This is a genomic window from Rhizobium sp. PL01, assembly GCF_033447125.1.
In the GTDB taxonomy this organism is placed as follows: domain Bacteria; phylum Pseudomonadota; class Alphaproteobacteria; order Rhizobiales; family Rhizobiaceae; genus Pararhizobium.
The window spans coordinates 89,739-103,458 of the sequence record NZ_JAWQUM010000010.1 but is presented as its reverse complement, the minus strand read 5'-3'; the positions used below and the strand labels follow the sequence as shown (position 1 = coordinate 103,458).

Sequence of the window (13,720 nt, the reverse complement as noted above, 5' to 3'; positions counted from 1 at the left end):
CTCTGACAGAAAAGGCTACGTTTTCCGGTGATATGCCATCCTTTCAGCTGCGTCCGACCTTGACAGAAAAGGAAAGTCGCATGCGGAGCTTCCTTGAAGCTCAGCAATGGAGCAGGTTGGATCATGGCGAAGCCCTGCGCAGAGAGCGGCCCAAACGGCAATGACGCCAGCGGGCTGCTGACAACACGTGCGCCAAGATCGATCGCATCAGAACAGCCATGCTGCAATCCCCACTTTCGATCACTTCAAGAGCCAGTCGGGATATCATGCGATTCAAAAGTTTGAAGTGTTGCGACCCATTGGACGCAAACTCCGCTGGGCGCATTCAGTGTTTCCCAGTCGTCTGGGGCGACACTCCAGTGAGCGCCTCGATCAATTGGGCCGCATGGGGGGACGGCTTATCCCCCCTCCGCCGAGAGACCATGAAGGTTAGTGGCCTGATATGCCAAGCATGGCGAGTGATCTCGACCAGCACTGCTGAAGCCAGATCATCCGCGACGAGGTCAACCGGCATATGCCCCCACCCCAGCCCGGCTTTGAGGAAGTCGTGTTTCGCGCCGAGGTCATTGACAAACCAGCGCCTCTCACCCGCGACGGCCATCTGTGTCTTTTCAGACTGGGGCTGATTGTCCGTGACGACAAGCTGGACGTGCCGGTTGAATTCGTCGAGGGACACCGGGTTCATCATATCCGCTAAAGGGTGGGACGGAGCGCAGACGGTGACCATCTTTGTTTCACAAAGCCAGTGCCTTTCTATCGCGCTTGGTTTCAATTCAGGAACGTCAGCAACGGTAATGGCGAAGTTGCACTTGCCATCGACGACCAGTGATTCACCACTCTGCATAGTCGTGAGATACAGGGTAACGGCGGCCGTTGGTATCGACCGCTGGAGTGCCTGGATGCTTCTGACGAGAAGCTGACGCGGGAAATAGACATCTACTGCGATTGAAAGCTGAGGCGCGCCAACGTCGGCGATCGAGCGTGCCCGTGTCTTCATCTCCTCAGTGCGGGCGATGACCGCACGGGCGTCCGGGAGAAGACTGCGGCCAGCAGCGCTGAGTTCGGGCCTTCGCTTATCCCGCTCGAACAGTTCCACAGACAGCGCTGTCTCCAGCGCCGAGACGGCATGGCTCACTGCAGATTGCGCGCGAAGAAGGGTCTTCGCTGCGCCTGAAAAGCTACCCGCCTCACAAACTGCAACGAATGTACGAAGCTGGTTGATGGTAACGCTATCGAGCATTGATACATCCAAAGATTAGATAAATATGAGCAATATTACGTCAATTACCTAGATAATTCCATCCTGCTACACATCCTTTCAACGACGCAGTCACCTTCACGGAGACGGAGACCGAAACCGAAATCCAAAGAGCCTACCGAGAGTTGGCAAACGGCCGTTTCCTGGCGCGCGACGTCTTCCTGAACCAATAAAATGATGGAGAATGACAATGAAATACAGCATTATAGGAACCGGGAATGTCGGCTATACATTGGCGAGCCTGTTCGCCAGAAGCGACATTGAGGTCGGCATCACCAACACACGCGGGCCGAATTCAATCGCGCCTCTTATCGGGAATTTGGGTGAAAAGGTCGTCGCGGTGACGATCGAAGACGCGCTGGAAGCCGAGATCATCTTTTTCGCTGTCCAGTTCCTCAATTTCAAGGACGTCGGCAAATTGCGACCGGACTGGTCGGACAAGATCGTCATTGATGTGACAAATTCGGCTTTTCTCCCGCCCGAGGTTCAAGAGCGCGAGCTTCAAGGTCGCCTATCGTCTGAAATCAATGCCGAACGCGTCCCCGGTGCAAAACTGGTGAAAGCGTTCAACCAGCTCCCAATGAAGGAGCTCGTCGCTCCAGTTGCTGACGGTGGTCGCCGCGTCGTGTTCGTGTCCAGTGACCACAGCGATGCGAGTGCAACGATCGTATCGCTGGCGACAGACCTCGGGTTTGCGCCCATCGCGGTCGGCAAGATTGCCGAGGGTGGTCGCCTTATCCAGGCCCGCAACGCACTTGTTTTTCAAAACCTGGTTAAATTTGGCGACTGATGGAACTGCTGGGCATGAGCCGACCTACGCCTCAATGAGCCGCGATGACCAGAGGCAAGCTTCGGCCTGGTCTTCGCTTTGGGCGTCGACGAACCGCATGAACGTCCGCCGCATGGTTCGACGGACGTTCATGCGGTTCGTCGACGCCAACACGGCTGCAGCTATTCTTCCGATATCGATGCCCCGTATGGACACAGCAAGGGCTCTCCTTCCTTCAATGAAGGGGGCATCCCATTCGATTGTCCTCGCAAGGGCGGGCAGTCCCAATCAACATGCAGGCATTGTTTACGGGAGGATCTATGACACCGGAAATAACGCGGATGCGGCTTGCATCGAAGTCGGAAAGTGACATGGCATCGATTAGCCCGGCAATGGCTTCAACAACCTCGACGTATTGTTCCCCAGCAATTCGATGATACGTTCGCGCACAAGCCAATCAAGAGCGTGGAGAGATCGTCTTGCGTAAAGTACTTCTGTCCCAAGATCAGCGCGATGCCGATTTCATAAAGAACCACCGGCTTCTCAGGCGTGGCATGGATATCGCGGAGAATGGTCAGGATAGCTTCATCGCTGACAACTTTGCAACAGATAACGGTCCATTTGTGTCCGGCTGACAACACGACCAATTTGTCAGGCTAGGACATCGGACAAGCGGTCTTTTGTCGAAGAGCGAGATCGGCGCCTATGTCCTCTGCAGCTTGAGCCGTACACACCAAGAGCCCGGCATGCTAAACAGATGGAATGATCCACATCGAAATGTGCGAACGGCGGCTAAAGCGGGCAGGTCGAATAGCGTTAGCGACCATCCAGTGTATGGCAGATACATCCCGCCCGATCAGATTTGATCATAAACACCATGTAAAACTATGGAACAACAAAGACTTACGTTCGTTTTCCGGCAAATGAAACGGGAAAGCGCAAGATGCCACGGTTCTTCTTTGTCCTAATCGACGGCGACGAGATTGATGAAGACCTTGAAGGCATCGATTTGCCGGATGCAGGCGCCGCATATCAGGAGACATTGCGTGCGGCCCGTGAAATGATGATCGAAGACCTTGCTCTTGCAAAACCTCTGCATGAAAAAGCCTTTGAAGTGAGCGACGAGTCAGGCTGTCTTTTGTTCAGGGTCGACTTCAAAGACGTTCTGCACGTTTGAATCTGATCAGAAGAAGCCACATTCGCGATTGGGTTCACGATGACGTTCGAACACAACCATTGTAGTCGTACCCATGACGCCATTCTGCTTGCCATGTTTCATAGAACAGACGCAATGCAACTGGCGCAAGCTGCCGAAGGTGAAGGCTATGAGGACTGACACCTTGCCGCAGTCGCCGCCGTCAAACATGCCGACAAAGCTCTCGACCTGTATCGTGAAGCCGATACGCGCATTAACGATATGGCAGCTTCGAGCGATGCAACGCGAAGGGGCGATATCACACTGATTGAAAGCGGATCGACCGTGCTCACCGCTCGACAGATGCTGAATGCATGATCGAGCTTGTCTTATTGATCACGACAATCACACCGGCACAGCCAGCGCAGAAACCCAATTTCACGGCATAATGTTCATCTGCCAGAACTGGCCTCCCCTCATCGCACCGGTCATCCCGTTTCCATCGTAAGGTATGCGATCGCCGTTTTGCCGAAATGTCTGGCAAGGAAAAAAGAGTGGAATGGAATAAATCAACAGCTTGGTCCGGCTGTCGCTGACACTCCGTGCAATCGCGGGTTCTTTTGATGTTAGCACAGAGTGCGCGCTGATGACTTTCGGCCTTGACGGTCGCGGTTCAAGCGACCTTTGAGGGTGCCGTTGATACCTTCGGCTCCCTCGCAGACTGAGCCTCGTGAAGCAGAGCCATGTCGATCAAGTAAACCAACATGGTGTCATTCGCTGATATTGCGCCGAGCTTGGCAACGGTCAAATGGTCATGAACGTGAGAATTTCGCATCCTTACATTGCTCCATCAATTCATTGGACTCACCCCAAAATTGTAGCAGCGGACATTTTGAAAGATATTGCTAATTTTCGTGAACAAGAAATTGTAGTTATGCGGTGGCGTTGTAGAGCACCGATTTCGTCGGCGCCGCAACGAAGATGCATTCGGCGTGCCCGGCGGCGAAGGTCTTGCCTGGGCCTGAGGCGCCCGCCTGCTAAAGAACCGGTGTGCGCTGTGGCGAAGGCTCGCTGAGGGCATAGCCGGGCACAACGAAATACTTACCCCTGTGGTCATTCTCGTGGACCTTGGAAGGATCGGTGAGCATGCGCCGCGCGGCCGCGCTAGACTGCGCCCTCCTCCCGGCTGCCTTCGAAGAGCGTGTAAGCACCTCGACATATTCGTTGGCGACCGCCTAGCGATTGTCATGGCCGCGCAAGCCACCCTGGCCGATATTTTTGGCGCCACTTTCGAGATGGGACGTCACGATGTTCCAGCCGACACGACCCTTCGTATGAATAGTCTGCCGTCGCCAGCCGGCGGGCTAAGGTATAAGGATGTACAAATGAGGTGGAGGCGGTGATGCCGATCCCCGGACGCTCTGCCGCAAGCGCAATCGGAGCGGCGCGTTGCAACGGACCGTTGACCGGTATCTGCGCCGCCTGGCACGTGGTGAGATGCAGAAACAATCCTTTCTCCCTGCCTGTGGAACTGAGTTCGTTCTTGCGCTGTCCTTAGGATGATCGCTAAGTCAGTGTTAATGGCAAAGTGCATTTGAGGCGGACGAGCGCCTTTGGCGAAATAGAATTCGAGTTTCAAAGGCAGTTCAATGACCGGACAACTTTCTCTTCCTCGCGATCGGATTTCCGTCCTTCTTCTGGAAGGGATCAGTCAGAGCGCGGTGGACTACTTTGCGTCGGCCGGCTACGTCAACCTGACCCATTTGCCGAAGGCCTTGGATGACAAGGACCTTAAAAGGCATATGGCCGAGGCCCACATCGTCGGAATTCGGTCACGCACGCAACTGACCGAGGAGATTTTAAACTCGGCCAAAAAACTCATCGCTGTTGGTTGTTTTTCTGTGGGTACAAACCAGGTGGATCTGGATGCGGCCCGCCGACGTGGAATCCCGGTGTTTAACGCTCCTTACTCGAATACGCGCTCCGTCGCGGAGCTAGTGATCGGTGAGATCATAATGCTGACCAGGCGGATTTTCCCACGCTCGGCCTCGGCCCACGTGGGCGGATGGGACAAATCGGCAGCAGGTAATCGTGAGGTGCGCGGGAAAACACTGGGGATCGTGGGCTACGGCAACATCGGCTTGCAGCTCAGCGTCCTTGCGGAAAGCATGGGTATGGTCGTGCGCTATTTCGATCTTTCAGACAAGCTTCGCCAGGGCAACTCGGAATCGATGGCCTCGCTTGGTGATCTTCTCGAAATCTCAGATTTTGTGACGATGCATGTTCCCGAAACCCGTTCGACGCAGAACATGATCACTGAAACCGAGCTACGTAAAATGAAGAAGGGGGCCTTTTTCATCAATAATTCCCGCGGTACGGTGGTGGATCTTGAAGCGCTCGCGAAGGTTTTGAAAGAAGGACATCTCGCAGGCGCGGCTGTCGATGTGTTTCCGAAGGAGCCGGCATCAAACAACGAGCGCTTCGAAACCCCGTTGCAAGGTTTGGATAATGTTATCCTGACCCCGCATATTGGCGGATCGACCGAGGAAGCCCAGGAGCGCATAGGACGGGAAGTTGCCAGGAAGCTTGTGGAATATTCCGACGTCGGCTCGACATTGGGCGCGCTCAACTTTCCCCAGGTCCAACTGCCACCGCGTCCAAACGGCACGCGGTTCATCCATGTTCATGAAAATCGCCCTGGCATTCTAAATAGTCTAAATTCGATTTTTTCGTCGCGCGGACTGAATATCGTTGGCGAGTTCCTGCAGACACATGGCGAAACGGGTTATGTGGTTATTGAAGTCGAGGCTGTTGACCAAACAGCAAATGACATACTTGATGCGCTCCGCCGGATCCCAGGAACAATACGGGCTCGATTGGTTTACTGACGACGGTGGAGAATTGCTCTTCTCCTGGCGTTCCCGCATAGCCTTGTGGCTGAACGCATAGATACGTTTTCACGCCGATTTTCGGACCTATCGAGGTGAAGCCTCCAAACGTTCGATGAAGAGGTGGGGAGGTATGTCTCGCTTCCGCGAATGTAAATTCGAGGATATCGCGAGCTCTTGAAAGGAAATGAACCGTCGAAACCTATTAAGTCTTAGAGCCTGGACGAAAAAGAGTTGAGTGATATCAGCCAGTTGTGGTTCCATCGGATCTGCTAGGGGTTCGACGGAGACCGAAATGGGCTGGACTGATTTCACCCGTCGCCGATATGTCCGGCGGACAGGGCGTTATGCAACTGGTCTGACGGACTGGGAGTGGTCGCTGATCGCTGCGTATGCCGCCACCACCCAGGCTCGGCCGACCGCGCAAGACGGAGTTGCGCGGGGTTTTGAGCACACTGCTTTATATTGCATCGACCGGCTGCCAACGGCGAATGTTGCCGAGGGATTTTCCTGTTTCCGCATCCTTGCCGCGGGCCTCGTCCTCCACCTTCCAAAACTCGGCCATCGCTTTCACCGACGCTGTCGCAACGTAATTGATACCGCCCCCACATGGAGTTCATAGACTTTGCGCCTGAGATGAGCCCAACACCCGGCCAGCGTGATGGTTTCATTGCTGCCGGACTTGACCTGGTCTTTGACCATGCTCGTATAGGTGCCGTGCCCATCCACTTGGAGAATGCCGTTGAAGCCGCTCAGGTGCCGAGCACCACACCGCCCGCCCCTGCTGTCTTCAAATCTGTAGGCGACCATTGTTAGCCTTGATCCCCCGAACGGCCGATCGTCACGCGCATGGGCCCACAAGGTAACCGCCGAAACTGGGCGGTCACCCTAGTCACTCGCCTACTTGATCGCGGCTTCCACCCTTTCGCCAGCCTGAGCGGTTTTACGCGACTGGAACTTCTTAAATAAGAAGAAGTACAGCCTGATATATTGGCCGACCAGGATCGCGTTCAAGATCGTTCCCTCGCGGATGAATTTAATCTCCCCGAGGAAGGCCAGACCGACAAGCGCCGATGTGACGAGCAGCGTGCAGTCGAAACCGGTTTTGATGTTGCCCCACTTCCAGCCGGTTCGTTTGAAGATGGTGTTGACGAACATGTCGATCGGCATCAGCACGAGATTGGCGCGGATCATCATGAATAGGCCGAAAGCGAGTGCCGCATCGCCGATGATAAGGAGCACGACCTTCCATTGGTAGACGTCGAGCTGGATGAACTCGGTGAGCTTCAGGTTCAAATCCAGGCATGCAGCCAGTACGAAAGCCGGGATGAGAGAGGCGAAATTCTTGACCTTGAAATCCTTCGGCAAGACCAGATAGGTCAGGAAAAGCATGATCAGTTCGAGAATGAAATTGTAGGTGCCTTGGCTGAGCGGCGTGTAGACCAGGGTCATCGTTCGCGTCAAGCTGCTCTGGGGCGAAATACCGATGCCAGCGCGGATCGCCAGACTGACACCGAACGTCAGAATATAGATGCCGACCACATACATGATCCAGCGTCGCACCAGGCTGCCTGTATCGACGATTTCGGCTTCCGCCGCATTGTGTGCCATTATTCGTTCTCCCTCATTTTTGCGCAGGTTTTCCTGCGGTCGTTTTGCCGACTTGCGCCGGCTGCATTTCAATTCACAGTCCTGCTCTTTACCGACAGGTCCTCCCGGCACCTGTCGGCACTCTTGTTGCTGCAGCCGTCAGGTCATGAAACGGAACCGGTGCAGCGATATGAAGAGGCTGAGCAGCTTGTTCACCACTGGCTCTCCCTCATTGCGATTGCCCAAGTCCTCGAGTGCGCCGTCGATGCTGGCGGCAGCAGCCGTCAGCTCTGGAACGGACATATTCGCCATGACGCCGTAGATATCGAGCGGCATGACCGCTTTTACCGTTCTGTTTTCAGTCACGATACACGCGCCGGCATAGGTATCGACCTGTTTGAGGCAATGGCACATTTCGGCGCTGTCCTGCCCGACCGCGACAAAGTAGGGCTTCGGTGCCGGCCAAAAGGTCGAGACAGCTCCGCGGTCGACATGGACGCCCTTGAACAGGCCGTTGACCACATGGCGCTTACCATCGGCGTAACGCTGCACTACCGACAGCCGGCTGAGTTTCACGCCGTCCAGTTCCGCAACCACCTTGCCGTGATGCAGCGGAACCCAGACTTCCTGGAAGAACTTCGCATGGCCTCGACCGTAGACGTCGAACAGAAGAACCTTTGCCTGCGAACCGTCGGCGCAGACCTCCAGAGGCGTGATTTCGAGCTGCTCCGGCGTCAAGGTTTCAAGGCCCGGAATTCCAGTCTTACACATGCCGGAGTAATCGATCGCGGCATTTCTTAAAAGCTTGCGGTCCTTGGCAACCAGTTCGCCGTCCTTGAACACATAGAGCGGGTTGATCTTCGATAGGCTGTCGGTCAGCACTATGTCGGCGAAACGTCCTGGGGTCAGAGAGCCAAGCTGATCCTCCATATGGAAGGAACGCGCGGTGTTGTAGGTCGCCATCTTGATGGCGTGGATCGGGTTGAAACCCATTTCGACGCAGAGCGAAATGATCCAGTCCATGTGGCCCATGGTCAGCAGCCGCTCGACGGAGATGTTGTCGGTGCAGAGCATGAAATTGTCAGTCGGCCATTTCCGATCGACGATGGCACGCAGCAGAACCTTGATCACATCGCTGGAGCCGACACCGAACTTGATATGTGTCGGGAAGCCGTAGCGAATGCTTTTTTCGATGTCCTTCTCGTTCCAGACGTCGTGGTTATTGGAAACACCGATCGCCGGCAGGTAGTTGAGCATCATGTCGGAAAGCGCGGTAACGCCCCAATGGCCGTTCATAAAGCCGCCTTTGGCACGCACCCAGGCCGCCTTGCGGAAGTCATCGTCACTGCCTGAGCTATAGGTGAAGTGCTCGAATTCGCCGAGGCCAATGACCGGATCCATATCGAGGACAGCCTCGGCGACAGAAGCGGCTGTCTTTTTCCCCGGCGCAAAGGCGTAGAGCCTGTACGGCAGCTTGTCGTAGTCCTTGAACAGCTACTCGGCGGCGTCAACGCCTTGCGCGCCGGCCGCGCTCAAAAGATCCAGGCATTCGGCATAGATCGTCGTCGTCCCGCATGGAACCATGGCTTCGGCCAGTGCGGTCGGATGGGCGAGCTGGGATTCAAAGTGAATATGGGCGTCGATCAGGCCTGGGATCGCATAGAGCCCCTCACCGTCGAAAACCTCCTTTACCTTCAAAATATCCTCGTCCGGGTTGAGCGCGATGATGCGCTTGTCATAGACGAGGATCGAACCGTGATAGACCGTCTCTCCATGCACATCGAGAATGTTGAGGTTCTTCAAAAGAAGATCGGCCTCGCCCCTGCCTTCAAGGATATCGAATATCGCGCGCACCTTTTCATAATGCGCAGCTTCCAATGCGTTCACGTCTTTCCTCCACTCCATTGCCAGCGGGCAGACCCTTTGCGAACCAGGTCTGTTTCCCCGCATGCTTGCGAGAACGATAAGAAAGGATTGCACCGCTTCCGAAAAGCGCTATTTTCTGCGCAGTTCGTACGCTTTTCGAGAACGGTAGGAGTCGCCGGTGCTGCATTCGCGTGTCTTGCGCTATATTGACGAGGTCGCGCGCTGCGGCTCTATCCGGGCGGCAGGGGAACGCCTGAATGTCGCGTCATCTGCAATCAACAAACACATTCTGCAGCTGGAAGAGGCGATCGGCGAGCCGTTGTTCGAACGCCTGCCCCGCGGAATGCATCTGACGCCCGCCGGAGAAATCCTTGTCGCGCATGTGCGACGAACCATCAAGGAATTCAGCCAGGTCGAGGCCGACATTCGCGACATGAAAACCCTCCAGAGTGGAGAGATCATCATCGCCACCATGGGGGGACTTGCCGGCGGGATCGTGCCGAAAACGGCAGCATATTTTGCAGCACGGCACCCCCGCCTCAAGATTACAATACGGGTGATGTTCGTGCGCGATATCGTCCAGGCCGTGTTGGATGGGCAGGCGGATCTTGGCCTCGCCTACAACCTTCCACCGGTCCCTCAATTGGAAACTCTTTGGAAAATGGACACCCGGTTGGGCGCTGTCGTCTCTCCCGAACATCCGCTGGTTGGGACGGCGTCGCTCCCGCTCTCTGTCTGCCAAACCTATCCGCTGATTTTTGCCGACAAGTCGATGCTGATCCACGGCATCGTTGCCGATGCTTTTGTCAACGCGGGACTAACGGTCGAGCCAACCTTCCTTGCAAATTCGATAGAGGCGATGAAATACCTGGCATCTGCTGGCGACGGTATCGCCTTCCTCAGTAAATTCGACGTTGCTGAGGAGCAGCGCAATGGTGTGCTGACCTACGTGCCGATACGCGATCGCACCTTCGGCAAGAACACCCTTTCCCTTGTCCAACGCGAAAAGCGAAACCGGGGCCTCGCGGCCACAATGTTCGGCGAGGAGCTTATCCGTACGGTCCGCGCCGTGGGTGAATAGAAAAACGCCGGGCTGCCACGTCTTAAGCTCGACACCCAGGTAGGCTGTCGTCGCCATGCGCCTATCACGCGAGGCTAAAAGCGTGTTCGGCTTCAGTCCGTACCGCGTGGCAGCTTCATCCACCATCATGCCCGGCCGCGGCTCTCCGGAAGGATCTGGCCTCGACATTGTCCGGCCAGTGCGGTGCGCCCTCACATCGAGCTCATCCGGTCTTGGGAATACCGACCGAAAATGGCGCGACGAAGGCCCCAATCACTGGGCATTCGGAAAGTCCAGCCGCCGCCGCTTGACCCATTCACGATCTGCCACCAGCCGGGTGGTTTGCAGAAATCCGCCGGCGTGTTTTCAAAAAGCTCGGGCTGATTCATGTTCGAAATTCCATTTATTCGTGTCAGGGACTGGAAATGCCAGGCTCGCGGTTTAGATAGCTATGATCGGCATCCCGTTTGAATTCAGGTTTCCATCCGTGCGACCGTATGTGGCGCCGGACAAATTGTGAGGCTGCACCGTGGTTACTTTCACACTGAACGGAAAAGAACGGACTTTCGACGGAGATTTGGACACACCCCTGCTTTGGGTGATACGCGATTTCGAAAAGCTCACCGGAACCAAGTATGGCTGTGGCGTCGCGCAGTGCGGCGCCTGCACCGTGCATCTGGACGGCATGACGCGCCGCTCTTGCATCACCCCGATCTCGACGGTCGATGGTTCGCAGGTCATCACGATCGAAGGCATTGAGGGTGTCGAGGCAAAGGCGGTCCAGGCGGCCTGGGTCGCCATCGACGTACCGCAGTGCGGTTACTGTCAATCCGGGCAGATCATGTCGGCGGTTGCCCTGCTGCAGGTCACGCCGAAACCGAGCGACGCCGATATCGACGGCGCCATGGCCGGAAACCTCTGTCGATGCGCAACCTACCATCGAATCCGGCAGGCGATCCACAATGCTGCCGATGCGATGGAGGGTTAAGCCATGACACTGCAACAGATTTCCAGCACCCGCCGCGCGTTTCTTGCCGGTAGCGGCCTCATCATCGGCCTGGCGCTTACCCAGCGCAGCATGACTGCCTTCGCCGCCCCGCGTGGCGTCAAGGCAGGCGGCGAAGATGCGCTGACGGCGCTTAACACCTTCGTCAAGATCGGTACCGACGACACCGTTACCGTACTTTCCAAGCACATTGAGATGGGGCAAGGACCTTTCACGGGACTGGCGACACTCGTCGCTGAGGAACTCGATGCCGATTGGTCGCAGATGCGTGCCGTCCACTCTCCGGCCGACGACAAGATCTACGCCAATCTTGCCTTCGGCTTGCAAGGAACCGGCGGTTCGACGTCGATCGCCAATTCCTACGAGCAAATGCGCAAGGCGGGAGCCACTGCGCGCGCCATGCTGGTTGCGGCCGCCGCCGAGGAATGGGGCGTGCCTGCTGGCGAGATTACCGTCAAGAAAGGACGCATCAGGCACGCTCCCTCCAACAAGGAGAGCGGATTCGGCGCGCTGACCGTCAGGGCCGCAACGCAGGTCGCACCGGAAAATCCGACGCTCAAGGATCCCTCAAAATTCGTCCTGATCGGCCAGGAACTGCCCAAGCTCGATACGGTCGGCAAGACCAATGGTACGGCGATCTACACGTTGGATATCGCCACCGATGACATGCTGATCGCCGTCGTCGCCCATCCCGATCACTTCGGGGCGACGGTCAAATCCTTCGATGACAGCGAGACGCGCAAGGTCATGGGCGTGGTCGATGTCAAACAGGTACCGCACGGGATCGCCGTCTATGCTGACAACACGTTTGCAGCGTTGCGCGGCCGGGCCAACCTGAAAGTCGAATGGGATCTCTCCAAGGCCGAGACACGGTCAAGCGAGCAACTTGCCGCCGACTACGCCAAGCAGTTTTCGGAGAAGGGCCTGGAGGCCACCAACAATGGTGACGTCGACGGCGCCTTCGCCAGGCAAGGTCTGCAGACGCTGGAGGCGGAGCTTGTCTTCCCGTTCCTGGCGCATGCGCCGATGGAGCCGCTCGATGCGGTGTTTATCCAGGCAGCCGACGGGTCTCTCGATATCTACAATGGTGCTCAGTTTCCGGCAATGGATCAGGCGACCGCCGCCAAGGTCATCGGGCTCGATCCATCCAAGGTTCGGGTCAATACGCAGCTGACCGGCGGCAGTTTCGGACGCAAGGCGCAGTTCGGCTCGCCCTACATGCAGGAAGCTGCCGCCGTCTACGCGGCGACGGACGGCAAGCGGCCGGTGAAGCACATGTGGACACGCGAGGATGATATTCGCGGCGGCTACTACCGACCGATGTATGCCCACAAGATGCGCGGCGCGATCGATGCAGACGGCAAGATTGCGGCGTGGGAGCAGGTCATCGTCGGCCAGTCGATCATGGGTAAGGCCGACCTCGACGAAACCTCGGTTGAGGGTGCGTCGAACCTGCCTTACGTCATCCCCAACTTGCGCGTCACGGCGCATAACGTGAAGCTGGCGGTGCCACCGCTGTGGTGGCGTTCGGTTGGCCATACGCACACGGGTTTTGCCGTCGAGACCTTCGTCGATGAACTACTGCAGAAAGTCGGCAAGGATCCCGTCGAGGGTCGTCTTGCGTTGCTCACCAACGAGCCCCGGCACATCGGTACTTTAAAGAGGGTGGCGGAAATGGCCGACTGGGGATCGAAGGTTCCCGATGGGCGCTCGCGCGGCGTCGCCGTCGTCAAGAGCTTCAACACCTATGTCGCCCAAATTGTTGAGGTCTCGCTCGGAGATGACGGGGCACCACGCGTACACACCGTCTGGTGCGCTGTCGATTGCGGCGTTGCCGTCAACCCAAATATCATCAAGGCGCAGATGGAAGGCGGTATCGGCTACGGCCTCGGCGCGGTCCTCTTCGATGCGGTGACGCTGGGCAAGGGCGGCAAGATCATGCAGTCGAACTTCCACGACTATCGTTCGTTGCGCATCAACGAGATGCCGGCGGTCGAGGTGGCGGTGATTGCATCGACGGAAAAGCCGACCGGCGTGGGTGAACCCGGAGTTCCGCCCGTCGGGCCGGCGGTCGCCAATGCCTGGCGACGATTGACCGGCACCCCGGTACGCCGATTGCCGATCGTCAATGTCGTGATGTCGTGAGGG

At 56.7% G+C, this 13,720-nt stretch carries 12 protein-coding genes and 2 pseudogenes; 7 read left to right on the top strand and 7 right to left on the bottom strand.

Annotation, left to right across the window (positions count from 1 at the left end):
• Positions 1–325 precede the first annotated feature (325 nt).
• Positions 326–1,240: a LysR family transcriptional regulator gene (locus R6X40_RS22350; protein ID WP_318416190.1), complete on the bottom strand. Its 915-nt coding sequence runs from the start codon at positions 1,238–1,240 to the stop codon at positions 326–328.
• A 208-nt stretch (positions 1,241–1,448) separates the two neighbouring features.
• On the opposite strand from R6X40_RS22350, the gene R6X40_RS22345 reads away from it, so the two are divergent.
• Together R6X40_RS22345 and R6X40_RS22340 are read left to right on the top strand one after the other, a co-directional pair.
• Positions 1,449–2,048: an NADPH-dependent F420 reductase gene (locus R6X40_RS22345; protein ID WP_318416188.1), complete on the top strand. Its 600-nt coding sequence runs from the start codon at positions 1,449–1,451 to the stop codon at positions 2,046–2,048.
• Between the two features lie 922 nt (positions 2,049–2,970).
• Positions 2,971–3,204: a DUF6894 family protein gene (locus tag R6X40_RS22340; protein ID WP_318416187.1), complete on the top strand. Its 234-nt coding sequence runs from the start codon at positions 2,971–2,973 to the stop codon at positions 3,202–3,204.
• Between the two features lie 908 nt (positions 3,205–4,112).
• Here the strand turns inward: R6X40_RS22340 and R6X40_RS22335 are convergent.
• Positions 4,113–4,647, bottom strand: a pseudogene (locus tag R6X40_RS22335) (LLM class flavin-dependent oxidoreductase); the annotation flags it as partial.
• A 164-nt stretch (positions 4,648–4,811) separates the two neighbouring features.
• Between R6X40_RS22335 and serA the strand changes: the two are divergent.
• Positions 4,812–6,050 carry a phosphoglycerate dehydrogenase gene (gene serA / locus R6X40_RS22330; protein WP_318416186.1) on the top strand — a complete coding sequence of 413 codons (1,239 nt, stop codon included), beginning with the start codon at positions 4,812–4,814 and terminating at the stop codon, positions 6,048–6,050.
• A gap of 295 nt (positions 6,051–6,345) precedes the next feature.
• A pseudogene (locus R6X40_RS22325) lies at positions 6,346–6,562 on the top strand (transposase); the annotation flags it as partial.
• A gap of 58 nt (positions 6,563–6,620) precedes the next feature.
• On the opposite strand, the gene R6X40_RS22320 reads toward R6X40_RS22325, so the two are convergent.
• The 4 genes from R6X40_RS22320 to R6X40_RS22305 all read right to left on the bottom strand — a co-directional run bounded on the left by R6X40_RS22320 (position 6,621) and on the right by R6X40_RS22305 (position 9,527).
• On the bottom strand, positions 6,621–6,860 hold the full coding sequence (locus R6X40_RS22320; protein WP_412178440.1) for an IS66 family transposase: 240 nt from the start codon (positions 6,858–6,860) through the stop codon (positions 6,621–6,623).
• Positions 6,861–6,950: 90 nt separating this feature from the next.
• Positions 6,951–7,661 (bottom strand): YczE/YyaS/YitT family protein, encoded by a 711-nt coding sequence (locus R6X40_RS22315; RefSeq protein WP_318416184.1) that lies wholly within the window; start codon positions 7,659–7,661, stop codon positions 6,951–6,953.
• A gap of 138 nt (positions 7,662–7,799) precedes the next feature.
• On the bottom strand, positions 7,800–9,041 hold the full coding sequence (locus R6X40_RS22310; protein ID WP_318416183.1) for an adenine deaminase C-terminal domain-containing protein: 1,242 nt from the start codon (positions 9,039–9,041) through the stop codon (positions 7,800–7,802).
• Positions 9,042–9,134: 93 nt separating this feature from the next.
• Positions 9,135–9,527 (bottom strand): hypothetical protein, encoded by a 393-nt coding sequence (locus tag R6X40_RS22305; RefSeq protein ID WP_318416181.1) that lies wholly within the window; start codon positions 9,525–9,527, stop codon positions 9,135–9,137.
• Between the two features lie 157 nt (positions 9,528–9,684).
• On the opposite strand from R6X40_RS22305, the gene R6X40_RS22300 reads away from it, so the two are divergent.
• Complete coding sequence (locus R6X40_RS22300) at positions 9,685–10,587, top strand: LysR family transcriptional regulator (RefSeq protein ID WP_318416179.1); 903 nt, start codon at positions 9,685–9,687, stop codon at positions 10,585–10,587.
• Between the two features lie 191 nt (positions 10,588–10,778).
• On the opposite strand, the gene R6X40_RS22295 is transcribed toward R6X40_RS22300, so the two are convergent.
• Complete coding sequence (locus R6X40_RS22295; protein ID WP_318416177.1) at positions 10,779–10,955, bottom strand: hypothetical protein; 177 nt, start codon at positions 10,953–10,955, stop codon at positions 10,779–10,781.
• Between the two features lie 140 nt (positions 10,956–11,095).
• Between R6X40_RS22295 and R6X40_RS22290 the strand changes: the two genes are divergently transcribed.
• Both R6X40_RS22290 and R6X40_RS22285 read left to right on the top strand, forming a co-directional pair.
• The gene (locus R6X40_RS22290; protein WP_318416175.1) at positions 11,096–11,554 is read left to right on the top strand and encodes a (2Fe-2S)-binding protein; all 459 of its coding nucleotides are present in this window, start codon (positions 11,096–11,098) and stop codon (positions 11,552–11,554) included.
• Positions 11,555–11,557: 3 nt separating this feature from the next.
• A complete protein-coding gene (locus R6X40_RS22285; protein WP_318416173.1) occupies positions 11,558–13,717 on the top strand; it encodes a xanthine dehydrogenase family protein molybdopterin-binding subunit in 2,160 nt (719 codons plus the stop codon).
• The last annotated feature ends 3 nt before the right edge of the window (positions 13,718–13,720 follow it).